General features: G+C 69.6%; 21 protein-coding genes and 2 pseudogenes. 10 read left to right on the top strand and 13 right to left on the bottom strand.

The annotated features are described in order from the left end of the window. Positions 1–6: 6 nt before the first annotated feature. The 3 genes from OG245_RS37090 to OG245_RS37080 form a co-directional block, all read right to left on the bottom strand. On the bottom strand, positions 7–1,692 hold the full coding sequence (locus tag OG245_RS37090; protein WP_371627728.1) for an acetolactate synthase large subunit: 1,686 nt from the start codon (positions 1,690–1,692) through the stop codon (positions 7–9). A gap of 718 nt (positions 1,693–2,410) precedes the next feature. Further along, on the bottom strand, positions 2,411–4,189 hold the full coding sequence (locus OG245_RS37085) for an acyl-CoA dehydrogenase (protein ID WP_371627727.1): 1,779 nt from the start codon (positions 4,187–4,189) through the stop codon (positions 2,411–2,413). A gap of 100 nt (positions 4,190–4,289) precedes the next feature. Next, the gene (locus OG245_RS37080) at positions 4,290–4,463 is read right to left on the bottom strand and encodes a hypothetical protein (protein WP_371627726.1); all 174 of its coding nucleotides are present in this window, start codon (positions 4,461–4,463) and stop codon (positions 4,290–4,292) included. A gap of 139 nt (positions 4,464–4,602) precedes the next feature. On the opposite strand from OG245_RS37080, the pseudogene OG245_RS37075 reads away from it, so the two are divergent. Together OG245_RS37075 and OG245_RS37070 are read left to right on the top strand one after the other, a co-directional pair. Continuing rightward, positions 4,603–4,812: pseudogene (locus tag OG245_RS37075) on the top strand (HTH domain-containing protein); the annotation flags it as partial. Between the two features lie 489 nt (positions 4,813–5,301). Next, positions 5,302–6,318 carry an IS630 family transposase gene (locus OG245_RS37070; protein WP_371628094.1) on the top strand — a complete coding sequence of 339 codons (1,017 nt, stop codon included), beginning with the start codon at positions 5,302–5,304 and terminating at the stop codon, positions 6,316–6,318. Positions 6,319–6,470: 152 nt separating this feature from the next. Here the strand turns inward: OG245_RS37070 and OG245_RS37065 are convergent, their stop codons facing one another. Continuing rightward, positions 6,471–6,848, bottom strand: a complete 378-nt coding sequence (locus OG245_RS37065) for a nuclear transport factor 2 family protein (RefSeq protein ID WP_371627725.1) — start codon at positions 6,846–6,848, stop codon at positions 6,471–6,473. An 818-nt stretch (positions 6,849–7,666) separates the two neighbouring features. Here OG245_RS37065 and OG245_RS37060 point away from each other — a divergent pair. Then, positions 7,667–8,638, top strand: a complete 972-nt coding sequence (locus OG245_RS37060) for a winged helix-turn-helix domain-containing protein (protein ID WP_371627724.1) — start codon at positions 7,667–7,669, stop codon at positions 8,636–8,638. Positions 8,639–8,815: 177 nt separating this feature from the next. Then, complete coding sequence (locus OG245_RS37055; protein WP_371627723.1) at positions 8,816–9,199, top strand: hypothetical protein; 384 nt, start codon at positions 8,816–8,818, stop codon at positions 9,197–9,199. A 650-nt stretch (positions 9,200–9,849) separates the two neighbouring features. Here the strand turns inward: OG245_RS37055 and OG245_RS37050 are convergent. Beyond that, the gene (locus tag OG245_RS37050; RefSeq protein WP_371627722.1) at positions 9,850–9,942 is read right to left on the bottom strand and encodes a DUF6247 family protein; all 93 of its coding nucleotides are present in this window, start codon (positions 9,940–9,942) and stop codon (positions 9,850–9,852) included. 360 nt (positions 9,943–10,302) lie between these two features. Between OG245_RS37050 and OG245_RS37045 the strand changes: the two genes are divergently transcribed. Beyond that, on the top strand, positions 10,303–11,706 hold the full coding sequence (locus tag OG245_RS37045) for a cytochrome P450 (protein WP_371627721.1): 1,404 nt from the start codon (positions 10,303–10,305) through the stop codon (positions 11,704–11,706). Positions 11,707–12,034: 328 nt separating this feature from the next. On the opposite strand, the gene OG245_RS37040 is transcribed toward OG245_RS37045, so the two are convergent. Both OG245_RS37040 and OG245_RS37035 read right to left on the bottom strand, forming a co-directional pair. Next, on the bottom strand, positions 12,035–13,078 hold the full coding sequence (locus OG245_RS37040) for a dihydrodipicolinate reductase (protein ID WP_371627720.1): 1,044 nt from the start codon (positions 13,076–13,078) through the stop codon (positions 12,035–12,037). Positions 13,079–13,292: 214 nt separating this feature from the next. Then, positions 13,293–14,771, bottom strand: a complete 1,479-nt coding sequence (locus OG245_RS37035) for a glycosyltransferase family 39 protein (RefSeq protein ID WP_371627719.1) — start codon at positions 14,769–14,771, stop codon at positions 13,293–13,295. Between the two features lie 123 nt (positions 14,772–14,894). On the opposite strand from OG245_RS37035, the gene OG245_RS37030 reads away from it, so the two are divergent. The 3 genes from OG245_RS37030 to OG245_RS37020 all read left to right on the top strand — a co-directional run bounded on the left by OG245_RS37030 (position 14,895) and on the right by OG245_RS37020 (position 17,703). Next, positions 14,895–15,575, top strand: a complete 681-nt coding sequence (locus OG245_RS37030; RefSeq protein WP_371627718.1) for a response regulator transcription factor — start codon at positions 14,895–14,897, stop codon at positions 15,573–15,575. Next, positions 15,562–17,220 (top strand): ATP-binding protein, encoded by a 1,659-nt coding sequence (locus OG245_RS37025; protein ID WP_371627717.1) that lies wholly within the window; start codon positions 15,562–15,564, stop codon positions 17,218–17,220. The genes OG245_RS37030 and OG245_RS37025 overlap by 14 nt, the downstream gene beginning before the upstream one ends. A gap of 165 nt (positions 17,221–17,385) precedes the next feature. Further along, positions 17,386–17,703, top strand: a complete 318-nt coding sequence (locus OG245_RS37020; RefSeq protein WP_371627716.1) for a hypothetical protein — start codon at positions 17,386–17,388, stop codon at positions 17,701–17,703. Between the two features lie 454 nt (positions 17,704–18,157). Here the strand turns inward: OG245_RS37020 and OG245_RS37015 are convergent, their stop codons facing one another. The 5 genes from OG245_RS37015 to OG245_RS36995 all read right to left on the bottom strand — a co-directional run bounded on the left by OG245_RS37015 (position 18,158) and on the right by OG245_RS36995 (position 20,622). Next, positions 18,158–18,478 (bottom strand): hypothetical protein, encoded by a 321-nt coding sequence (locus OG245_RS37015; protein WP_371627715.1) that lies wholly within the window; start codon positions 18,476–18,478, stop codon positions 18,158–18,160. A gap of 428 nt (positions 18,479–18,906) precedes the next feature. Further along, on the bottom strand, positions 18,907–19,035 hold the full coding sequence (locus OG245_RS37010; RefSeq protein ID WP_371627714.1) for a hypothetical protein: 129 nt from the start codon (positions 19,033–19,035) through the stop codon (positions 18,907–18,909). Between the two features lie 112 nt (positions 19,036–19,147). Then, positions 19,148–19,585: a hypothetical protein gene (locus OG245_RS37005; protein ID WP_371627713.1), complete on the bottom strand. Its 438-nt coding sequence runs from the start codon at positions 19,583–19,585 to the stop codon at positions 19,148–19,150. Continuing rightward, entirely contained in the window at positions 19,579–19,881 is a 303-nt protein-coding gene (locus tag OG245_RS37000; RefSeq protein WP_371627712.1) for a hypothetical protein, read from the bottom strand. Before OG245_RS37000 ends, OG245_RS37005 begins: the two co-directional genes overlap by 7 nt. After that, on the bottom strand, positions 19,882–20,622 hold the full coding sequence (locus tag OG245_RS36995) for a hypothetical protein (protein WP_371627711.1): 741 nt from the start codon (positions 20,620–20,622) through the stop codon (positions 19,882–19,884). It abuts the gene before it with no gap. A gap of 487 nt (positions 20,623–21,109) precedes the next feature. Here OG245_RS36995 and OG245_RS36990 point away from each other — a divergent pair, with 487 nt between their 5' ends. Beyond that, on the top strand, positions 21,110–22,051 hold the full coding sequence (locus OG245_RS36990) for a phosphotransferase family protein (protein ID WP_371627710.1): 942 nt from the start codon (positions 21,110–21,112) through the stop codon (positions 22,049–22,051). 308 nt (positions 22,052–22,359) lie between these two features. On the opposite strand, the gene OG245_RS36985 is transcribed toward OG245_RS36990, so the two are convergent. Beyond that, complete coding sequence (locus OG245_RS36985; protein ID WP_371628093.1) at positions 22,360–22,632, bottom strand: NAD-dependent epimerase/dehydratase family protein; 273 nt, start codon at positions 22,630–22,632, stop codon at positions 22,360–22,362. A gap of 36 nt (positions 22,633–22,668) precedes the next feature. Between OG245_RS36985 and OG245_RS36980 the strand changes: the two are divergent. After that, a pseudogene (locus OG245_RS36980) lies at positions 22,669–23,095 on the top strand (methyltransferase domain-containing protein); the annotation flags it as partial. Positions 23,096–23,207: the final 112 nt, after the last annotated feature.

Here is a 23,207-nt window from a genome sequence, read left to right as displayed (position 1 = left end):
GGCTGGTCAGAGCGCCGAGTCGAGGTGCCCGAGGTGCTCGATGAGGTTCATGTTCTCGGCGTAGTCCACCGGGCAGTTGATGATCGACACGCCCGGGTCCGCCAGTGCCTCACGGAGCGTCGGCAGCAGGTCCCCAGCGGACTCGATGTCGTAGCCCTTCGCGCCGAAGCTTTGGGCGTACTGGACGATGTCCGGGTTGCCGAAGTCGGTGTTGGAGTGTTCCCCGACCTCCAGGTCCATCTTCCACTTGATGAGCCCGTAGCCGTTGTCCTCCCAGATCAGCACGGTCAGCGGGATGTTCTCGCGAACCGCCGTCTCGATCTCCTGGGAGTGCATGAGGAACGAGCCGTCGCCGACCGCCGCCAGCACCTTCGTCTGCGGCCTGGCGAGCTGAACCGCGAGCGCGCCGGGCAGCGAGAAGCCCATGGTGGACAAGCCGTTGGAGATGAGGCAGGTGTTCGGCGCGTACGTCGGGTAGAGCCGGGCCATCCACATCTTCAGCGCGCCGGTGTCGACCAGCACGATGTCGTCGCGACCGAGCGCGGCGCGGGTGTCGGCGATGACGCGCTGCGGGGCGAGCGGGTAGCGCTCGTCCGCGGCGCCCCGCTCGAGTTCCTTGGCCAGCAGCGTGCGGGTGGCCGTGGTGTCCTTGTCGTCGATGGTCCAGCGCTGGCCGTCGAGTTCGGTGGCGAGGGCGTCGAGGGAGGCGGAGATGTCGCCGATGATGCCGACGTCGACCGAGTAGCTTTTGTCCACCTCGGCCGGGACGCGGTGGATGTGGATGATCTTCTTGTCCCCGTCCGGGTTTATCCGGGACGGGTCGAACTCCTGCAGCTCGTAGCCGACGGCGATGACGACGTCGGCCTCCTCGAACCCGAAGTTGGTGTAGTCGCGCCGCATGAAGCCGAACGTGCCGGTGGCGCACGGGTGGTCGTCGGGCAGGACGCCCTTGCCGTGGAAGGTGGTCGCCGTCGACACGTCGAGCGCGGTGGCGAACGCCGCCAGCGACTCCTCGGCGCCGCCCCGCGCCGCGCCGTGTCCGGCGAGGATCACCGGCCGGCGGGCCTCCCGCAGCAGTTCCACCGCCCGCTTGATCTGCTTCGGGGACGGTGCCTCGGGCTGCACGACGTTCCTGCGCAGCGGGCGCAGGTCCGAGCCGTCCGTCGCCTCGTCGACGTCCTCGGGCACGGCGAGGTAGATGGCGCCGGGCCGCTCGGACTCCGCGGTCTTGAACGCGCGCCGCACCATCTCGGGGATGGCCTGGGTAGCCGGTACCTCCGCCGACCACTTCGTGACCGGGGCGAACATGCTCACCAGGTCCACGAACTGGTGGGACTCCTTGTAGTTGCGCTCCTTGCCGACCTGCGCGGTGATCGCGACAACGGGCGTGCTGTTCGTCATGGCGTCGGCGACGCCCAGCATCAGGTTGATCGCGCCGGGCCCCAGCGTCGCGGACATCACACCCGCCGAGCCGGTGAGCCGGCCGTGCATCTCCGCCATGAAAGACGCGGCCTGCTCATGCCGGGTGAGGACGTAGCGGATCTTCTCCGAGCGGGCGAGGGCGTTGGTGAAACGGATGTTCTCCTCGCCCGGTACGCCGAACACCACCTCGACGCCCTCGTTCTCCAGGCAGCGAACCAGAAGTTCGGCCGCTCCGTCGGGGGTCTGTTTCCGGTACTCGGCGTCGCTCACGCTGATCGTGTCCTCTCCTGAGTTCCGGCCGCGCCGATGGGCGGACCGGTCAGCCGTCTACCCCGGCCGGCCGGACGGACGCCTGCGGGCCGGGGCTACGAGAAGCTCAGTTCGACCCGGGGGCGGCGCCGTCCGGGCCTTCGGCGGCGAGGTACGCCCTTCGCGTCCCGCATCACGTTCGCGGACTCGACGTTCCTCAGACTGATCATCACCACCCACGACCGTACCGACCTCCGCATCGCCGCTCCCTCGCTCATGGTGCAACGCGTCCTGACTCTTACGGGGGCCGATCAGGTCCTACGCATCCACAGCACCATCGACGACGCCCGCACCGCCTGACACCACCCTGCCAGGGCATGATCGAAGTGTCGGACCGGCGACCACCCCTCGCCGGTCCGACCAGCACGGCCTGCTCTCACCGCCCGGTTCCCCCGGCTTCCAGGGGAAGGTCGAGCAGCATGGCGTGGAAGATCGGGGCGTCAGGACGGGGACGTAGGTCTCCGAGGGTGGTCCAGCCTCATGACTGGTACAGGGCGTGCCCTTTGGGGCGGGTCTGGTCGACGAGCAGTGTCGCGCGTCGTTCGTCAGGAAGACGGTTCCCCAGTCCACGATGGCGCCCTGCGCGACCATGCGGCACAGGCCCAGCAGACCTCTGACCCGTCGCTCCGGCCGCCTCCCCCGCCGGGCGGCCGTGGACCTGTCTCCCTCGTGGTTCTGGTCAGGCGCTGAGCATCGGGTGCGTCTCCAGCAGCGCCTCGGATACACCGAAGGCTCGGGTGAGGGTCAGCGCGTGCGGCTCCAGGAAGCCGAGGACCGCCTCGACCGCATCAGGCAGGTACTCGACCTGATCGGCCGTCAACCGGCCCCGTGCCAACAGGTCCCCGCTGTGCGCGGCGACCCGGCGCAGGGCGAACAAGGCATGCAGCCCGCGCAGCAGGTCCGCCGGGAGTCCGGAGGGAACCTGATCAGCGGCGGTCAGCAGGGACTCGGCGGCGAGTCTGTGGACATGGGCGTCGGCCAGCGCGACGGCGGGCGTCACCGATGCGTTCCAGCGGGCGAGCGGGGATGCGGCACGCTGCCGGAGCCGGGCTTTCGCACGGCTGTGGGAGATGTGCTCGATGTCGGCCAAGAGATCCTGGAGGAACTGGGGGTCGGTCAGCTCCCGGTCCGCGGGCGCGATCTCGCTCTCCGGCTTGAGGTCAACACCGCCGAGCAGCATCTCGCCCCCTGCCTTCTGCATGATCACCGCGTTGTCGCCCTCGGCCGTGATCGTGCCCTCGATGGAGGCGAGCTGCAGCGCGATGCCGTTCGCCTGGATCAGGCCCTGGGCACCGCACCGTTCGCGGCACTCGGTCATGACCGCGCGGGCCCGCCAGGTGATCCAGGCCTTGCTGATCGCTGTCAGCCGCTCGTACGCCTCACGCTCCTCGCCCGTCGCCCGGTCCCACTGCCGTACGACCGACCGTTGGAGCAGCGTGGCGGCGTAGGTCGTCGCAACGGCGTCGAGCAGGGGTGTGTGATGGCCGCGGTGGGCGATCAGCGGCACGCGCTGCCCGTTGGTCATGCCGGAGGTGATCCGGGTGTGGGCGTAACGCATGGCGATGTCGAGTGCGTGCCGCATGACGCCGAGGCTGTGGGCGGTCATGCACAGCTTGCCCATCGTGACTCGCCCGATGGACTGGAGGAACCGTCGCCGGGGGCTTCCGAGCGCGCTGGTGAACTCGCCGCCGGGGGTGAGGTGGCCGTGGTCGCCCTGGAGGAGAGCGCTGTGCGGGAGGCGGACATGGTGGAACGTCGTGGCGCAGTGGTCGACGGGGCTGCTGGCCGTCTGGGGCAGCGGCCGTACCTCCACACCCGGCAACGGGCTGCCGTCGCCGTCGCTGAGGGGCGTCAGGAACAAGAAGACACCGTGGTCGGTGCCGTCGACGATCAGGCGGGCCGCGACGACGGCCCCCTTCGCTCCCCCGGCCGGGCCGGTGTTGGGCATGAACTTCGCCGCGGCGGGCGTTGGGGTGTTCAGCACGAACTCGCGTGTCGCCCGGTCGTATGTCGCCGTGGTCTCCATATGCGCGGCATCGTTGCCATGGGCAACCTCGGTGCAGAGGAACGTTCCGATGCGGCCCGCGCGGACGTACTCGCCCAGGTCGCGCCCGGCCGCCTCGTGGTCTACCAGGCTCCCGAAGAAGAGGTTGTAGTGGATGGCGACGATGGTGGCCATGCCGGGGTCCACCGCACCGGCCCACTCGTGTATGGCGGTGAGTTCGACCGGATCGTTCGCCAGGGCTTGCGGAGCCTCCACGGCCTCGTTGACCAGGCGGAGCCGGTCGTAGCTCAGGTCTATGCGTTCTCGGTGGGTCAGCCCCTCCTCGAAGCGGAACTCGGCGGAGCTGAAGAGGCGCCTCCATCGATCATGCGTTGCGCCCAGCTGACCGGCGAACAGGACGTCGGCGAGCGCGGCGGAGGCTGATGCGGAATTCGGAATCTGAGAGACAGTCACACCTGATAAAACTAGCCTGATCGATCACGTCTGACGGGGTGACGATCAACACGATTGAGCTGGGCGAAAACACGGTAGGTACCCGCTCCGTCACCGACTTTCACCTGACTCGGTGGCCGCCGAGCGTGAGCGGGTCGAGCTCGGCGTCGAGCCGTTCGCGGGCGGTCATTTCCCGCAGTCCGGACGGCCCGGCGGCGTGAAGACCGGCGGAGAGCGGGATCTGTCCGGGCCCGGGACGGGTGCGGGCCTGGCGGCGGAGCTCGGTCGCCTGCAACAGGTCCCGCCCTCGACGTGGGCAACTAGCTGCTGAATGGTGTCGCGCTTCATAGCGAATCTCCGTTCGGTTCGCCGGCACGCCCGATCATGAGGCTCACACCTGACACCTGCCGACAGGAATGGGAGGGACTCGGTGGATGAAGTTCGACCGCTTGCTCTCCACCCTGCTGTTACTGCAGCGCGATCTGGTTCCGGCCACGGAGCTCGCCGAGCAGCTGGAAGTCTCCGTGCGTACGGTCTACCGCGGCGTCGAGGCTCTGCCCTCCGTCGGCGTTCCCGTCTACGCCGAGCGCGGCAAGTACGGCGGCATCCGGCTGTTTTTCAGATTCCGTACCGACATGTCCGGGTGGCCGACCGGGTCTGCCTGGAGATCGAGCACATCTTCTACGACGCCGCCGACGACGACATACGGCGCACCACGCCGGAGCTAGGGCGTGTTTCGAAAGTAGCACCGTCCGCCCGGAGGGCGGGCTCGGCGGCGTCTGGTGCGTGCGATCGCAAGGCGGAGGGTCGCCCCGATACTGGATGTATCGGGGCGATCCCGACAACGCGGCGAGGGATGGGGCCTCCCCTGCTCGAGCGAAGCCGAGAGCTTGGGGAAGTGCCAGACGCCGCCGAGCAGGCGGGACTTTCGAAACACGCCCTAGTGCTGTGACCGCATAGGTTCGCTGGGTTGGCCGCCGTGGCGGTTGGATGTGCGGTGACGTCCGATCCGACCGCTGGAGGCGCGGTGGCCGATCCCTGTCCGTGTGAGCGGACTGACCGACCAGGAGGGGCAGCGGCTGCGGCAGATCGTGCGCCGGGGCAGCACCAACGCGGTGCGCTATCGGCGCGCGATGATGCTGCTGGCCTCGGCCGGCGGGAATCGGGTGCCGGTGATCGCCCAGCTGGTGGCGGCCGACGAGGACACCGTGCGCGATGTGATCCACCGGTTCAACGAGATCGGCCTGGCCTGCCTGGACCCTCGGCGGGCGGGAGGCCGTCCCCGCCTGCTCAGCGATGACGACGAGGACTTCGTCGTCCAGACGGCCACCACCCGCCCCACCAAGCTCGGCGAGCCTTTCACTCGCTGGTCGCTACGCAAACTCGTCGCCTACCTGCGCACAGTCCACGGCCGAGTGATCCGCATCGGCCGCGAGGCATTACGCGGCTTGCTCGCCCGCTGTGGAGTCACCTTCCAGCCAACCAAGACCTGGAAGGAATCCACCGACCCCGACCGCGAGGCGAAGCTGGACCGGATCGAGCACGTCCTGGACCGTTTCCCCGACCGGGTCTTCGCGTTCGACGAGTTCGGCCCACTCGGGATCCGGCCCATCGCAGGCTCGGGCTGGGCCAGCCAAGGGCGCCCCGACCGGATCCCTGCCACTTACCACCGCACCCACGGGGTCCGGTATTTCCACGGCTGCTACTCGGTCGGCGACGACCGCCTGTGGGGTGTCAACCGCCGCAGGAAAGGTGCCGTGAACACGCTGGCCGCCCTGAAGTCGATCCGCGCCGCCCGATACGACGGAGCACCGATCTACGTGATCATGGACAACCTGTCCGCCCACAAGGGCACTGACATCCGCCGCTGGGCGAAGAAGAACAAGGTCGAGTTGTGCTTCACCCCGACCTACGCCTCCTGGGCGAACCCGGTCGAAGCCCACTTCGGACCGCTGAGGCAGTTCACCATCGCCAACTCGAATCACCCGAACCACACCGTCCAGACCCGGGCCCTGCATGCCTACCTCCGCTGGCGCAACGCTAACGCCCGTCACCGCGATGTCCTGGCCGCCGAGCGCAAGGAACGCGCCCGCATACGAAGCGAGAAGGGCATCCGTCGGGGCGGACGCCCCCTCAACACCGCAGCCTGACCAACCGCGAACTTACACAGCCGCAGCGCATCATCGGTCCGCTCGTGGCCAAGCGCGGACGACCGAAGCGTTGTGAAGATGATCTCGGCTGGGCAGACCCGGAGCCCCGAACGGGCCGGTTCAGGAGAAGGACGGCGCCAGAGGAGGATGACTCAGGAGGCGGACGGCGCGATCTCCCCCGCGAAGACGATGACCTGGTCGATGAGGCTCCGCCGCAGATGGACGACGTCCGTTCCCGCCAGGCGGGGGCCTCCGTCCGGCGTCGTGAAGACCCACTGGTACCGGGCCCACTCGTCCGGCATGTCCACCGCCGAACAGCGCACCATCGTGCCGGTCCCCGCGGGGTGGCGCCGGATGTCCAGCACGAACCGCTCGACCGCCTCGATCCCCTCACTGCGGCCCAACGGTCCCCAGAAGACCACGTCCGAGGTGAGGGCCTGGGAGAGCAGCGCAGTCACATAGCTGTCGTCCGAGGCGTTGAACGCGGAGATGAACGTGTCGATCGCGGACCGCGCGGTCTCTTCCTGCATGCACCAGTAATACCACTCGCCTCGCGGACCGCGCTCGTCCCGTGCGCCATCTCACGACCACGGTGAACCATCCCGGTCACAGCACTAGCCCGGGAGGCCAGCGCCAGCCGTGGGCCCGCTCGTCTCCGCCGTCGTAAACCTCGCCGAACTCGCCCGGCCACGCCATGTCCTCAAGCCTTCCGATCCGGCTCTCGACAGCTGCGTCCCGGCTCCGTGCCCCGTACCTCCAGCGGCAAGGTACAGCGCCGCGAAGCCGCCCGCCGCTCGGCGGCAGGCGAACGGGGCCCCGGATCGCCGTGGCCACCGCGTCGTGATCGACGTCCCGGGAGTCGTACGCAACGGTTTCGGCCAGGATCACGGCGCGCAGGAGCCCAGGGGCGGTGGTGTCGGGCACGCCGAGCCGTTCTGCCGACGGCCGGGTGGGCGTCCTCGGTGGTGGCCTCGATGTCCTGCGGGTGGTGGTTGACGCCGTGGTGAACGATGACGGAAACTCCCAGCCGATCACCGGGCGCAACCGTCCCGCCTCGGCCAGTGCCTTCGTCGCCAGACGCAACCTCTCCGCCACACCGAACTGCGCGCCCGCGATACCCCGACCGGTGATGCCGCGGGCGCGTAGATCCTCCTCGTCAAGCTCGGCGAATACGCCGCTCGACGCTCCATGGGCAGAAACACGTCCGCCACCGGCCACTAATCCGAGAGCCCGCTCAGCGAGTTCACAGGGCTGGGACACTCGGGTGCAGGGCAGAGAACGGCGGGGAGCGGGGCGATCGGTGACCAAGCGCATTCATTTCACGGCGGAGGATCTCTCACGGACCAGGGTGACCACCACCCTCGGTGTCGCCGCCGAGACTCTGGACGGCATCAAACGGCTGCGGGAGGGTGACCGCACCCCGTCCTTCCACCGCTGGCGAGGCTCGGTCGGCAGGCAACTGGGCGGACGCCTGTACGAACAGGCGGGCCCCCTACTCGCGTTGATGCCCGCGCACGGACCTCAGATCGACATAGCGAGCCTCGCGGGCGACACCACCTGCATCGACGAGGCGGTCGATAACTTGCTGGCCGCTCCACGCGTACTGACGCGCCTCGAAGTGGAGTACCTCGACGTCCATCCAGCTCATCGTGCGTGGGCCCGGACCCTGGCCGACGGCGACCGTGAGGCCCGCCTCCAGTTGGCCGTGGCGCTGCGTGCCTGCCACCGGGCGGCCATCGCCCCGTACTGGCAGCAGATGCGGCTGGACCTCGCTACGGCCCGCGCGGGCTATGTGCGCACGATGGCCGAGGGCGGAGTCGAACGGTTACTGGAGACACTGTGCGACCCGCTGGTGCGCTGGCGGCCTTCCGTACTCGAAGTGCACCATCCCCGCGACGCGGACATCCGTCTGCGTGGGCGCGGGCTCATCATCGCGCCGACGGTGTTCTCGTCGCAGCAGGCGGAGGTTCTGCAGAACCTCGTGGACCATGAGCAGCCTCCTGTCCTGGCCCTGCCCACGGTCGGCGAAGGGACGGACGGCTCCGCTCACTGGCTCGCCGAGGAGCCGGCCGAGCGCTCGCTCGACGACCTGATGGGGCGGACCAGGGCCGCCGTCCTCGCAGCCGCGGCCGACGGCTGCAGCACAACCGGTCTCGCCCGCCGTCTCGGCATCTCGCCCGCGACGGCCAGCCAGCACGCGAGCGTGCTGCGCAGGGCCGCCCTGATCACCACCCGCCGCGACGGCAAGGCGGTCCTGCACACGACCACGCACCTGGGCGCCGCGCTGTTGGCCTCCACCACCCGTGGTTTCGGTCCCTGACGAAAGGATTGCTGCCTCCTGCCTGCCGCGAGGAACGTTGTCCCCGCCGCAGCATCCGGAGTGACGGCACGTGCGAGCGGAAAGCCGCGTCTGCCGTCCGCGGTGAGAGGAGCCCTGCTCCACCGGTTCGTCCATCGCGTATCCGGCTCCGTCCGGAGACCCACACCAGGAGGAAACGTGTCCGTACGCAAGAAGACGGCCCTGGCTCTCGCCGCCCTCGCCCTGACAACAGGTTTGGCCACGGGGGCCGGCCCTGCCACAGCCGCCCCTGCCTCCGGGCGGAGCACCGCCGCCGACTGCGGTGTCCGCGCCGACGGCAAACTGTGGTGCGGCAACCGCGTCGGAGCCAAGGGCTATGCGCACCGCTCGTACACGTCCGGGGTCAGGGGCTCGCTGACCTCGAGCTTCAGTTGGTTCGTCTGCTGGGGACCCGGCGACGGCCATGCCGGTGGAAACAACATCTGGTACTGGACGCTGCTCGACAACGGCCAGTGGGGCAACGTCCCGGCCGTGGACGTTTACACTCCCTCCGACCCGTGGGAGAACCTGCGTCAGTGCTGACGCAGCGTGGCCGGGGACGGGCCGCCTCTCTCCACGGGGAGGCGGCCCGTCCGCGTCGTGTCGTCAGGCCGTCGACCTGCCCGGCGTATCGCCGCCCAACTCCCCAGAGCCATCGACGCTGCTCGCTCCAGTCGCCAACTGAACCGCTCAGTCAGAGATTCCCTGCGGCCACCGTGACGGGTCCGAGGTTCTGCTGCTTGGTACCGGAGCGTCGGCTGGAGGCCGCAGCGCCTGCGCAAGGTGCAGCAGCCGGCCATACCGCACCGGCCGAAGTCACCTGCTACCCGGGCAGCAGCCGTGCGCCGCCTGACTCATGCAAATGCCGCGCTGCGCCCGCGACACCCTCAGAGATTTCCGTTCAGGTGGTCGGCCGCCGCGCGAGCAGCAGCGAGAGCGTCAGCCAGGGCAGCTTGCCGGACAGGGCGCGGCGGCTGCCGGATATGGCGCAAGGGCAGGCAGCGGCCCTGGGTAGTAACCGGGAAACGGAGGTTCGCCTGCACGACGCCCATGTGGTCAGCGGACCGCGTAGGGCTGTTCGCTCACTGGCGCCTTCGCCTTCCCCGAGGATTCGCCATGTCGATGGCCTCGCTGTCGTCCTAGCCGGAGGCGACGAACGCGTCGACAGCCGGGGCGTGCGCGATGCGGCCCTGTCAGTCCTGGAGAACCGCGGACAGCCCGCCGAGGGAGAGCGTCCGGCGGGACTCCTCCAGCGCGGCCGCCCATTCCCGCTCGAAGGCCGCCACCCACTGTGCGGCACGCCCCGCCGGTCGGCGCGCAGCTGGTGGAGCAGTTCGGCCGGCGCCCCGGGCGCGGGGCGCATACCGCGTGACGGGGGGCATGGTCAGGTTGCGCGCTTATCGGCCGGACCTCTTCTTGTGGAGTGCCCGCCCGCACACGGTCATGCGTCGTTTCACGGTACGCGCCGGATGGCCGTGGATCGGGTCTTGGGCGGATCTCATCGTGTGGAGAGTGACGCTGTCTCAGCTTCGAGGGTTCGCACCATCCCGGCCCACCCGTGACCGCCCCCACAGTTGATCGTTGCCCACACGTACTGACGGCCGGAGCCGCAGAGGCCGACGATAGTGAACAGGACAGCGAAGCTCATGAGTGTGGACAGGACAGCCTGCCCCGGACAACCGTCCGTGCCGCCCGGCGCGGGAGTACTCGCGCACTCCCGCGCCCTGCGGTTCTGGCTGGACCCGGCCAACCTCGCGGCCCGCCTCGAACAGGCGGGCCCGGTCTTCCCGACCCGGACAGGCCCGGCGACCGCATTCCAGGTCAACGACCCGGTACTGCTGCGCAAGGTCGGCAGTGATGAGGACACCTTCCGGTTCTGGGGGCCGGACCCGAGCCTGCGCGACTTCACCGAAAACGGAGTGGTCGGTCTTGAGGGCGCCGCCCACCGGGAGCGGCGCGCCGTGATGAGGCCCGCGTTCGCTGCGTCCCGGCTCACCGGTCTCGGGCCCAGCGTCCAGGCCCGTACCCGCCGGCTTCTCGCCGACCTGCCCGCAGACCGACCGCTCGACATGCAGGTGGAGATGAGCCGACTCGCCTGCGGCCTCCTCGTCACCTGTGTCCTCAACAGCGAGCTCACGCCCGACACCCTGTCCAAGATCGCAGCCGCCCGCTCCACCCTGTCCGGTGGCATGTTCTGGCGCTACGCCCTCGCACCCTGGCCCTGGGTGCCCGTGCCCCGGCGCCGCGCCTGCCGTCGCGCGCTCGCCGAACTGGACGAGGCCGTCCGCCAGGTGCGAGCCGGCCACCGGCCCGACCCGGACGGCCAGGACCTGGTGTCCGTGCTCGAAGCTGCCGCTCCCGGGGACCCCCACGCGGTGGAGCGCGACATTCGCGCCCTGCTGATCGCCGGCATGGAGACCAGCGCCTCCACCCTCGCCTGGGCCTGCTATGAGTTGGGCCGAAACCCGCACTACCAGCAGGCGCTCCAGGACGAAGCCCACGCCGCACCCGAAACGAGCCGCCTCCAAGCGCACCAGCTCCCCCTCGCGACCGCATTCATCCATGAGGTCACCCGCCTCCACGGGATCCCGTTCCTAGTCCGCCGCACCCGCCACCAGACCTGCCAGGGCGGTGTACGGATCCCGGCCGGAGCCGTGGTCACCCTGCCCCTGGGCGCACTGCGCCGCGACAGGAACCGCTACCGCGACCCGGACGTGTTCGACCCGCAGCGCTGGCTCCCCCACGCCGAGCCGCAACCGGCCCCCACCGCGCTGCTCGCCTACGGCCTGGGCCCCCGATACTGCCCCGCGGCAGCCGCAGCCGCAGCCATGCTGCCCGTTGCCCTCGCGACCCTGGCCAGCTCACGCACACTGCGCCCGGCACGGCCTGGCCGCAAGATCGGCGTGAGCCTGGAACTCACCCCGACGCCCAAGGGCCTGAACATGTACGCCACACCATGCAAACCTCGGATCGCGGACACTGGGCCGACGCCCGACACGAACAACGTTTCCCGTTCTGGGGGCACTTCCACCGAAAGTGCACACGCGTAACCCGCACCCTCTTGCACCCCGCCACTTGTGCCCGTCAGGTGCAAGGTGTCGTACCCAGGACCGTTCCCCGCACGATCGGAGATGAGCGTGGACGTGCCCGTCGAGGTGGAGCGGTACCTGGTGCAGTTCTGGCCGGCCAGTACCTGAGAACCTGCGGGCAGGGCATCGGGCCCTGCCCACAGGGCGCGTCAGGAAGTCGAGACGACCTAAGGGCTGTCCCGCAGTCGATCGAGGTCCGCTTCGGTACCAGCCTCGCCGGGGCCCGGGCATGGCACACGGCCGGGTCCATCCGGGGTGCCGGCCGCCGCGCGAAGGCGTGTCGCCCGGCTCAGGCCGGGCGGCGCAGGCTCCGATGGCGCAGCTGCGGCAGTCGGTCAACCGTGACGATGCCCGGCTCCGCGTCGATCACGTCCGGGATTCGGTTGACGAGCGTCGCACAGGTGGTGTGCGCGGTGTTCAGATCGCTGTTGCGCAGATGGAGTGTCGGCAGTCCGGACGAGTCCGCCAGGCTCCACTCGTTGTAGTCCCTCTCACCCTCGCCGTAGACCGATCCCTGTGAGCTGATGGACAGGGTGACGCCTTCGGTTGTGTGCAGGGTGTCGGTGTCGGTGTAGCCCAGAAGCCTTCCCCGCGGCACGGTCGCTCCGAGGGCCTTGGAATGGGTGCCGTGTTGGGCGATCACCGGCTCGGTCGTGGTGACCACGGTTCCGCGCGGGGTCAGGCCGATGGTGGCTGCCAGGGCGTGGAGGGAGTAATGGCCGAAGGTCGGTGCCCGTTCGGCGGCCGCTTGCCATACGGCGAACTCCTCGGCGGTCGCGTTGACGCGCTGTTGTTCCGCGAGGGCGCGGCCGAAGTCGTCGACGTTCCAGGAGAGCCGTCCGCTCACGCTCCCCAGGTCGTGGGTCGAGCCTGCCAGCACGCTGATGAGGTTGACCCAGTAGGCGTCCTGGTGCCCTGTGCCGGTCACGGTCACCTGGTGCCGCTCTGCCAGGGTGTCCAGGGCGCGGGCGCGCGGGTTGTCCGTGGCGAAAGGGTAGAGCATCTCCTCGGCGAGCGTGATCACATTCGCCCCGGCCCTGACCGCGGCAGAGAAGATCTCGTACTGGGCGTCATCGAGGTAGGTGCTGACGGTGACGATCACGATGTCCGGGGCGGCCTCGTGCAGGGCCTGCTCGGCATCGCCCCGGGCAGGTAATCCGAGTGGGCCGACACCCGCGAGCTCACCCAGGTCCCGCCCGCCCTTGTCGGACCCGGGCCGGACGATTGCCGCGACAATGTTCGCACCCCGGCCGTGCAGGATCCTGACGATCTCCAGCCCCATGGCGCCGAGTCCGTGGACGGCGATGCGCGGGCTCTTCTCAATCGCGGACATGTTCCCCCTTGTTCCGTGCGGACGGCGGACCGGCCGCCGCCTCCGACAAGCCATCATCTCCGCCGCACCAGCCATCGCGAGGGCTTTCCGGGAGTACTCGGCTTCCCGGCAGCAGTTGCTCCAGCACGTGAAACGGAAGCCGTGGGACAGGTCGGGCGAACCCGCCCCGCACCCGGTCAGCGGCCGGGCTCCTGCCGCAGGAAGCGCCGAATCTTCATTCCGGGTGTATTCGGGTATATAGCGTCACTCTCGCGCCGTTGACCTCGTTCGTCGTGTGCGCACGGAAGTGGCGACGCAGAGTGTCCCTTTTCGCTTGTTCTCGCGGATTCCCGGGCTTGTGCATTCCTACGGCCCTCACCACGACGATCCGGTCGAACCGTTTCATACGTGCGGCGATCTCGGGGGCGGGGCGCTCGATACCCGCGAGGGTGTTCGATGCCACGGGGTCCCGCGCCAGGGCGATATCGACCAGGAGGCGGGTGTCGTCGGGGTCGGCGGCGGTCAGCGTCCGTTGCTGACCGGAAAGGTAGAGCAGCCCGTCGCCGGGGCGGCCTTCCGTGCGGACGGCGGCGGCGATGGCTGTGGCGTCGTTGCTCCGGCTCTGGGGTGTCCTCAGCGAGCTGCTCAGCGGTGCGAGCGCGACCAGAGCCGCGGGCACGGCGACGTACACGGTCCAGGAGTATCGCGGCAGCCTGTGGACGTACTCCAGGAAGGCGCCCAGCAGGAGGGCGAGCCCGATGTCGCTGAAGAGGACATAACGGTCCACGAAGATCGGCTTAACCAGGGAGACGATCAGCAGCAGGGCACCCGGAAGCACGAGAAGCGGCGCAGCGAGTGCGGTCAGCTGGATGGTCCCTTGGCTCCGCAGGGGTGCTCGTGTGCACACGAGCCCGACAACCACCGCAGCCAGCCAGGGGTAGGGGCGCACCGGTTCGCCGATCCAGGACACCTGCTCCGACTGCCCCGCGCTGACGATCGCCAGCGGCAACAGCGCTGCTACCACGCCGGCAGCGGTGACGCTCCACGCCTTCAGCACGGCCTTCGAAGGGCGCGAGACGATCAGCGTGACACCGTGTGCGGCAAGGGCCAGAACCGCGAACTCGTGGAGCAGGCAGGCCAGGAGCATGGCGAAGCCGTACACGGACCACCGCCAACGATCGCGCCGTGACGAGCTGACCACCAGGGCACAGGTCGCCCAGACGATCAGTGCGCAGACCATGGCGTAGGACCGGCCCTCCTGCGCGTACTTCTGCACCTGAGGGAGGAGAGCGAACACGAGCCCGGCCGAAACCCCGGCACGAGGTCCCGCCAGACGCGATCCGAGAAGACCCACTCCACCCGCCGCAGCGGCCATGGCCAGTACGGACGGAAACCGCAGGGAGAACAGCCCGGTGCCGAATACGTCGAAGACGACGTGCATCACTGCGTAGTACAGGGCGTGGACGAGGTCGACCTGCTGCACCGTCTCCCACAGCTGGTGCAACTCTCGTTGCGCGAGCCGGTAGGTAACGGCCTCGTCCCCCCACATCGTGTTCTGCCTGCGGATGCCCCAGAGTCCCAGAGCAAGGGCCAGTGCCGCGGGGGCGATGACGGCCAAGGCCCTCATCGAGACGGAGGACGGCCGGTCAGTGGGCGGCCGCCCCGGGAAACCGGCGGCGGGGGCCGGGGTGGGCGCAAGTACAGCGAGCGACATCGTCGGAAGGGCCTTTCAGGCGGCGGGGATACCGCCAGCGTGCCCGGCCCACTTGACCGACTGCTGATCCAACCTGATCGGCCGGTCAGGAACGGCTCCGGGCCCTGTGCGAGGCTACGAAACATGCGCATCCTGGTGGTCGAAGACGAGGTGGACCTCGCCCGCACCCTGCACACCGGTCTGACGGCCGAGGGGTACAGCGTCGACCTCGCCCACGACGGGCGGCAGGGGCTGTGGATGGCCAGGACAGGTGCATACGCCGCTGTCGTCCTGGACTTGATGCTGCCCGGCCTCAACGGCTACAAGGTCTGCGCCCAGCTGCGCCGCGAGCGCAACGCGACTCCGATCCTGGTGCTCACCGCCAAGAACGGGGAAGGGGACCAGACGGAGGCACTCGACACGGGCGCCGACGACTACCTGGCCAAGCCCTTCTCCTACCTGGTGCTCGTCGCACGGCTCCGGGCCCTGGTCCGACGTGCCGCGGTCGTCGCCCCACCCGTCCTCGCCGTCGGGGACCTCTCGCTGGACATCGCCGCTCGGGTCTGCCGCCGGGCCGGAGCTCGGGTGGATCTCACCCCCCGGGAGTTCGCCGTTCTGGAACTCCTCGCCCGCCGGCCGGGCCAGGCCGTTTCCAAGGCGGATCTGCTCTACCACGCGTGGCCCGATGACGCCCTGGACCCGAATCTGGTGGAGGCGCGCGTCAGCCTCCTGCGCAAGAAGGTGGACGCCCCGTTCCACCGGCAGTCCCTGCAGACCGTGCGAGGCATCGGCTACCGGCTGGTTGACGACCGTGAACGCGGCTGAGGCTCGACGGCGCCGGTGGCCCCGGTCCGTACGCTCCCGTACCGCTGTGACCGTTGCCTCGACCGTCGCAGCCGTCCTGGTCGCCATCGGCTGGTGGCTGCACCACGACGTCTACCGTCAAAGCGCCCAGATCGCCGAGGACCAGGCCCAGGCCCCTCTCCTCGCGCTCGCCGACCAACTACGGCAAGGAGCGACTCCCAGCCCGAGGAGCGCCGTGCCGTACGAGGTGGTCGCGACCGGCCGCAACAGCCCCGTCGTGTCCGGAGGAGGGATGGACGCTTTCCCTCCCGGCAGCCACCATGTGCTTCCCGCGCCACCCGCCTCCTCCAGACCCATTGATGATGACGATGGGGGCTTCGGCTACGCGACCTACGAACTGCGCGTCCCGGAGCGCTCCGACGCCACCGCGGCCGGCGGCTTCGACCTGGGCGGCAGGACCTACCCCGTTCTCACCACCGACATCTGGGCCGGCGAACTGACCAGGGAGCAGAGAGACGCCCTGGGTGTTTCCCCGGACGCCACCTTGCGGGTCTATGTGGTGGTGCTCCCCCACACCGCCGAGGCGATCACGGCCAACATCGATTTCCTGCTGCTGCGAGCCGGACTTGCCGGCCTGCTGCTGGTCTCCGCCGTCACCTACTTCACCGTACGCATCGCCCTGCGGCCGGTCGAAGCGATCCGCACCGCCACCGCCTCGGTCACCGCCGGCGACCCGAGAGAGCGTGTCACCGTGCCCGCCACAGGACACGAGATCACCGCCCTGGCCACCACCATCAACACCACCCTGCAACGTCTCGACGAGGCAGCAGCCCGGCAGAGACGCTTCGTCGCGGATGCCGCGCACGAACTCCGCAGCCCCCTCACCACCTTGCTGACCAGCCTGGAAGTAGCGCTCGCCTACCCCGAACGCACTGACTGGCCCGTCGCGGTCGACACCGCAGCGCGGCAGACCCGACGCCTTCAAAACCTCGCCGAGGATCTGCTGCTCCTCGCCCGCCTCGATGCCCATACACCCACGGTGGACAGCGGTTCCTTCGACTTGGCCGCCCTCGCCCACCGCCTCGTCGAGCAGGGGGTGCCACCGGGCCGACCGGTGACTCTCACCGCGCACACCACCGCTCCCGCCTACGTGCACGGCAGCCCCGGTGACCACGAACGGCTCCTGCGCAATCTCATCGACAACGCCGCCCGCCACGCCGCAAGCCGCGTCCGGATCACCGTCCGGAATCAGGTCGCACACGTCGAACTGTCCGTCCACGACGACGGCCCGGGCATCCCCGCCGAAGAATCCGAGCGGGTCTTCGAACGTTTCGTCCGGCTGGACGAAGCCCGGACCCGAGGCCGCGGGGGCACCGGCCTCGGACTCCCCATCGCCCGTGAACTCGCCCATCGCCACGGCGGCAGCCTCGTCCTGGTCCCCTCGGACCTCGGAGCATGCTTCCAGCTACGCATCCCCCGCGTGCCCCCGAACCGTCGTCCTGGCGCAACCACCGTCCGACGAGACCTCCCTGACCTTGCGTGGACTGCCGACCGATCCGATCCGAGCAGTCCTGCGCAGACCGACGACCACTGCAGCCGTTCCGCACAGCTTGCCGGCCCAGGGGCAGACCACTGCGACAACGGGCCCCACACCGCCCAGAACTAACACCAGGCCACCCGGAACGAAGCCGTCGCCCTGAGGCTTCACCACCGAAGAAGCACGGCGCGGGCCGCCGAGGGCGTTGCCGCGTGCACGGGATGCCGGCCGGACACCGCGCTCGGCGCGCTCGACTGACGGGCCCGTCGTGGGTATGGGTAGGCTCCGGATCCTATGAGTGCCATACGACCCCGGGTCCAGACCAAGCTCGCGGACAGGCCCGCGGCTGCGATCGTCGTTCTTGGTGACCTGCTCGTCTGTGCCGTGCTGCTCCTGGCATCCATAGGGGTCATCGGTGCGGAGCCAACGACCCGGGCGGAGGAGACCGCCGCTTGGCAGTCTGCCGGGAAGCTGTACCTCGGCTGGCTGGTGGTAGGTGCGACGTCTTTCGCCGTGTTGCGCATGCCGAAAACCCTGCTCGCGCACGTGTCGACGATGTTGCTCTCGCCCATGGCCCTGTTCGTGCTGCTGCTCGCGTCCGGTTCCGGTTGATCCCGGTTGGTCCCGGGCATGCAGGTGCGGCCCGAAGAAGCAGGCCCGGCGATCGTCGCCTTCGCAAGGCCCGTCACGACCTCGGCGCCTGGCCGAGTGGCCGACAACCAGACAGCCCGTCGCGCCCGGGGGCCGGACGTACGAGCGGCCCCCGGGCGCGACGCGAGCAGCGCGAGGTCGAGGATCAGGGAGCTTCGATGTGCTCGCCGGCGGCCATGCCGCGCCGGAAGAGGTCGGTGACACCGTGGCGTCCGGCTCCGGGAGTCCGTAGCGCAGGGTCTGCTGATGCACGCGCGCCCATGCCCGCTGCTGCTGGAGCAGGTGAGCCCATCCGGCTCGGAGCGAGACGCAGGTCTACTCAGTGGCCCGTCACCGAGGCCGGAGGAACCTGGAGCCGATACGCCCCGGGCGACCACGCGCGGTGACACCTGGACCGACCGCACCCAGACGGCACTCAGCGGGCGAGCCCATCGGTCCCGCGGCCATTCTCGGCGGACCTGATCTCGTCGGCGGTCATCCGCAGATCCCGCCAATCCTCGACAGCCAGCCGGGCGAATCGGATCATCCGCGCGAGATCACCCTGGGCGCACGTCAAGATGTCCTCGACCACGTTCTCGCTCGGCGTGGTGTCGCCGTAGCAGTCGTGCCACGCGAACTCGACCAGTTCCAGCAGATCGAGCGCTGCGGGAGCCGCACCCTTCCCGATCGCCTCCTCAACTCTCGCCGTGCGTTCTGCCCGACGAGCCGCCCTTCCCACTGCCACAAACTCCTCCACCCGGAAGACGTGTTACCGACAAGACATGAACTCGCACAGAAGCACCCGCCAGGGCACCGCGGCCTCGAACATTCTCCAGCCCGGCGGCCGTGTGAACAATGCCGAGGGTGGGCCAGCGGACTGGCTCTGGGCCCGGTTGGTCACCCCGCTCGTCCCGGTGCCGGGCCGGGGCTACCGCCATCCTTCTCATCGGCAGCACGCGGAGCACCGGCGGCGACGTCCGGCCCGGCGTTGTCGTGACCGACTGGGTTCCGGTCGATGTGACCCGGGCGTTCGCGCCGCTCGGTCAGTCCCCGCGGCCGGGCAGCGTGTGCCACCTCGCCCATGACGCGCTCTTCGCCGAACCGTCTGGCACAGGCTTCCCGTCATCATCGTCACGGGCTCGGACACGGCGGACCTGCCCCGCGAGGGCGTGGACTCCTTCGGATTCACTGTGCCGCCGGACTGGGCGGTCTGTGCCATGGCGGGCGCCGAGTGGCCGGGATGATCTCCTGCAGGCTCAGCCACCACTCCTTCTCCCTGGTGGTCAGCACGACGATGCCCTCGTTGCTCGACACGTACCCTCCCTGAGGATTGCCCCCGAACTCGCTGGTCACGGGTGAGATGCTCTGCCGCCGCGGTGCCGTGCCGGCGAGCTGCCGTGCCCCCGACTGCCTCAGCCGCGGCGGATCACGAGGGCGGCGGCGTGTCGTCCCTGATCCCGTCCGCGCCGGTCGCGGCGGCGGCCACCAGAGCCTCCGACAGTGCCTGCGGATCATCCTCGTACCGGAGGGCCAGCGCCTCCATCGCGCCGTGCGGCACCTGGTCGTGGACCCCGTCCGACATCAGGACCACCAGCGGGGACCGGGTCCAGGCCTCCGACACGGTGGCGACGGCGGCACTCCGCACGGTCGTGCGGACCCATGTGGCGGCCCGGCGCGGGGTCTCGGCGGTGTACCCGGCCAGGGCCAGGCGCTCCGCGAGGTTGTGGTCGGCGGTCAGCGGCCATAGCCGTACGCCCTCCAGTGCGTAGGCGCGGCAGTCGCCGACCCACGCGACGCGGATCCGCTCCTCTTCGGCCGACGCGGACGTCGAACAGGACTCCGTCGCCGTCGCCGTGGCTACCACTGCGACGGCGTCCGGCTCCGGTTCGTCACTCCCGCGCCCTTGTCGGCCACCAGCTCGGTGCCGGTGAGCAGGCCGGCGAGGCTTCCCCGGCGCGCCGCGACTCGTACCATGACGGTGGCGAGCAGCTCCGCCACGGACGCGACGCGGTGGCTGTGGCCGATGCCGTCGACCACGGCTGCTGCGGTGGTGCCGTCGGCCTGGACGTGGATGGCTATCGCGTCTCCGCTGGGGGTGGCGGTGCCGGTCCGCGCGGCCACGGCGATGCGGACGTTCCCGTATCCGAATTGCGTGGTCATTCAGACGACCTGGACGAGAACGGCGGACTGCACGATTCCCACGCCCTCGCTGAAGACGACGGCGTGGTCCCCCGGGGAGAGTTCGCCCGACGCGATCGAGTAGTGGAGGGCAGCGATAGGATCCGCCCCGCCCAGATGTCCGATCTCGCGTCCCCGTTCCTCGCTGGAGCGCGCGGGTTCGAGGTCTCCGAGGTAGGGGGAATACCCTTCTTCGAGGACCTGGCGCCCTCTGAATGGGAGCACCACACGGGCCACTTTTTCGCGTGCGACGCCGGCATCCGCCAGTACTTTGTCGATGACGGTGCCAATTCCTTCTCCGCGCATCTTCCAAGCTTCTTCGCGAGAGATGTCGGACGTCTCGTAAAAGGCTCGGGAACGCCGGGAGAGGACCACCGGAAGGCTGACGCCCCGGCCAAACACGCGAGGGCCTCGGTGTACCCCCTCGAGATGCGGCTGCGTGTGGCTGACGGCCGCGAGAAGGCGGGCGATCCCGTGGTCCCTGGACATGACCAGCGCCGCTCCGCCGTCTCCGAACGAGGTGTCCGGGTCGACGGTCCACCGGTCGATCACCTCTTTCGACTGCCAGCTCTCGGCGGCGGTGACCAGCGCGGCCCCGTGTTCGGTCTCGCAGGTGAGGCGGGCGGCGGCCCAGCGCATGCCGTTCACCACCCCGTCGCAGCCGTTCATCAGCTGCGCCACGTCACGGAAGCCGCCCGGTCCGATCTCCCGCTCGAGCCACATCACGGGATTCGACATCCGGGGCGACGGGTCCAGGACCGACGTGTGGACGAGCAGCCCGACATCGTCGAAGGCGTACCCCGACTCCGCCAGGGCCGCCTTCGCTGCGCGCGGGCGGCGAACGCGGCCGGGGGCTCGTCCGCCGGAGCGGCCGCGACGGTGCGCTGCAGTGTGCGCCCCGCGAGTTTCTCCGGATAACTGTCGTCCGCCACCGCCTCGGATACCGGGACGGCGGGCGGCAGGTCCACCGCCGTCGCCGCGATGTAGATATTCTCCCAACGCGCCATGAAGAGTTCCGTCCAGTTCACCCTGATGCGGGTTGCAATTCTTCGGTCGGCCTCGTCTTTTCGACGGAACCATAACAGAGTTCGGCCCGGCCGTTGATGCGGCGAAGTCGCTTTCGGAAAACGGAAGTTCGGGCCCGCCGCATACGCTTTCGCCGTCTGGCACCGCGTGTTCAAATGACCCTGTGCATACCTTTCATGACGACATGAATCTGCGGCCGAAGACTCTCGCCTGGGTGAACCGACATCTGGACAGCGGCGAGCGGGTCGTCAAGACCGCGACGCTGCACGGCGGCATGACCGCGGAAATGCTCAAGCTGACCATCGGCACCCAGGACGCCGTCACCCGTCACCTCGTGCTGCGCAGTTTCGTCGACCCGTTCTACTTGCGGAATGCCGAGGAGTGGCTGACCAGGGAGGCCGGCGCCCTGGAACTCCTCGGTGGGACCGGGGTGCTCGCGCCGGATCCGGTCGCGGTCGACCCGACGGCCGCGCACTGCGAGTACCCCTCACTGCTGATGACGCACCTGGAGGGCCGCTCGGTCCTCGACGACGAGGGCGTCGAGACCCGCGCTCCCCTGCTGGCCCGTCAGCTCGTCGCCATCCACGCGCTCCAGCCCGTCGTGCGACCCCGGACGTTCACTACGTTGACGACGCCAGAGTCGGTCGTCGTGCCGAAGGGCGGCCAGGAGGCCGTCTGGGCCGCGGCGACCGACGTGATCCGCGAGCCCGCCCCGTCGTACGAAGGCCGGTTCCTGCACCGCGACTTCCAGCCGGGCAACGTCCTGTTCGACGTGCCGCCGTCCCGCCCGGACGAGGCCCGGATCATCGGCGTCGTCGACTGGTCACAGCCCTCCTGGGGTCCGGCGGACCTCGATGTCGCCCACTGCTCCACCAATCTGGCGCTCCTCCACGACCTGTCGTGGGGGCTGCGTTTCGCCGAGGCGTACGAGGAGGCGGGCGGGAAGCTGGCGACGAAGCCGGGCGAGCGCCTGTACTGGCTGGTGCGGGACGCGCTGTCGTGCTCCGAGGAGATCGACCTGTGGGCGCAGGCCTACCAGTCCGCAGGGCGGACCGATCTCACGACCAGCGTCCTGGAACAGCGCCTGGACAGCTACGTCACCGGCCTGATGGCCGCCTTGGGCTGACGTACCGGCGGCGTGCGCCACGCCCCCGACCCGTACGGTTCGCCGTGCCCGCGCCGCCGAGCGCCACGCGGCACGGCGAACCGTACGGACGCGTCAGGAGCCGACGGGGACGCTGTTCGCCAGGAACCAGTCGATGGTCCTCTTGATCCCGGCTTCGATACTCACCGCCGACCGCCGGCCGAGGGGCCGTTCGGCCCGGCTGATGTCCGGCCGCCGCAGGCCCGGGTCGTCCTGGTGGCGGGCGACGAACTCGATGGACTAGGACGAGCCGACGATGTCGCGGATCATCTGGGCGGTCGCGAGAACCGTCATCTCGTGCGTCCCGCCGATGTGTTCACCGGCCCCTGTTCGCCAGGCGCCCACAGGAGCCGGAGGATGCCGTCCACGGTGTCGCTCACGTAGCACAGCGAGCGGGTCTGGCTGCCGTCGCCGGTCACCGTCAGCGGTTCTCCGGCGATGGCCTGGCGAATGAAGGTGGGGATCATCCGGCTGTCGTCGGCACGCGTGTGCGGCCCGAAGGTGTTGAAGATCCGTACGATCCGGGCGTCCAGGCCGCGTGCGTCCCGATGCGCGACGGTCAGCGCCCCCTGAACCGCTTCGACTCGCGGTCATGCGGGGGGCAGCGCCCTCCCGGCGCGGCACCGTGCGTGGCCGCCGCCGCGGAGAGCCTGCCGTTCGAGGAAACTCCTTCGACGTCTCGATGGCCGTTTCCACCGTGCACCACTGGGGGGCCCGATAGCGGGGTTGCGCGAGATGCGGCGGGTGGCCCGCCGCGTTGTGGTGCTGACGTTCGACACCGACGAGCCCGCATGGCAGGACCGCTTCTGGCTGACCCGCGACTACCTGCCCGAGTTCGCCACCGTCCTCGCTGAATTCCCCTCGCTTGCGGGGATGGCCCACGCGATCGGCGCCCGCGCTGAGCCGGTGCCCATCCCGTGGGACTGCGCTGACGGCCTGTTCGAGGCGTCCTGGCGCAGACCGGAGGTGTATCTGGAGGATCACGTGCGCCGTGCGATGTCGGTGTGGACCAGGGTCGGGCCCGACGACCGGGGCCTGCGTTCCTCACGGAACCCAGACGCGCCCGAGGACGGTGCCGAGGAGGAGTAAACCGGGTCAGTCGGTACCCGTGCCCATTCAAGCTATGAGCAAGCGGAGG

Origin of the sequence: Streptomyces sp. NBC_01116 (assembly GCF_041435495.1) — a bacterium.
GTDB lineage: Bacteria > Actinomycetota > Actinomycetes > Streptomycetales > Streptomycetaceae > Streptomyces.
The sequence above is the reverse complement of the archived record's forward strand: the minus strand, read 5'-3'. Positions and strand labels throughout refer to the sequence as shown.

What these genes read in the sequence shown, in the direction of transcription:
- OG245_RS37070 (WP_371628094.1), top strand. Translation starts at nt 5,302, where the DNA reads ATGATGCTGCTGGCCTCGGCCGGCGGGAATCGGGTGCCGGTGATCGCC.
- OG245_RS37065 (WP_371627725.1), bottom strand. Translation starts at nt 6,848, where the DNA reads ATGCAGGAAGAGACCGCGCGGTCCGCGATCGACACGTTCATCTCCGCG.
- OG245_RS37045 (WP_371627721.1), top strand. Translation starts at nt 10,303, where the DNA reads ATGAGTGTGGACAGGACAGCCTGCCCCGGACAACCGTCCGTGCCGCCC.
- OG245_RS37040 (WP_371627720.1), bottom strand. Translation starts at nt 13,078, where the DNA reads ATGTCCGCGATTGAGAAGAGCCCGCGCATCGCCGTCCACGGACTCGGC.
- OG245_RS37035 (WP_371627719.1), bottom strand. Translation starts at nt 14,771, where the DNA reads ATGTCGCTCGCTGTACTTGCGCCCACCCCGGCCCCCGCCGCCGGTTTC.
- OG245_RS37030 (WP_371627718.1), top strand. Translation starts at nt 14,895, where the DNA reads ATGCGCATCCTGGTGGTCGAAGACGAGGTGGACCTCGCCCGCACCCTG.
- OG245_RS37020 (WP_371627716.1), top strand. Translation starts at nt 17,386, where the DNA reads ATGAGTGCCATACGACCCCGGGTCCAGACCAAGCTCGCGGACAGGCCC.
- OG245_RS37000 (WP_371627712.1), bottom strand. Translation starts at nt 19,881, where the DNA reads ATGACCACGCAATTCGGATACGGGAACGTCCGCATCGCCGTGGCCGCG.
- OG245_RS36995 (WP_371627711.1), bottom strand. Translation starts at nt 20,622, where the DNA reads ATGTGGCTCGAGCGGGAGATCGGACCGGGCGGCTTCCGTGACGTGGCG.
- OG245_RS36990 (WP_371627710.1), top strand. Translation starts at nt 21,110, where the DNA reads ATGAATCTGCGGCCGAAGACTCTCGCCTGGGTGAACCGACATCTGGAC.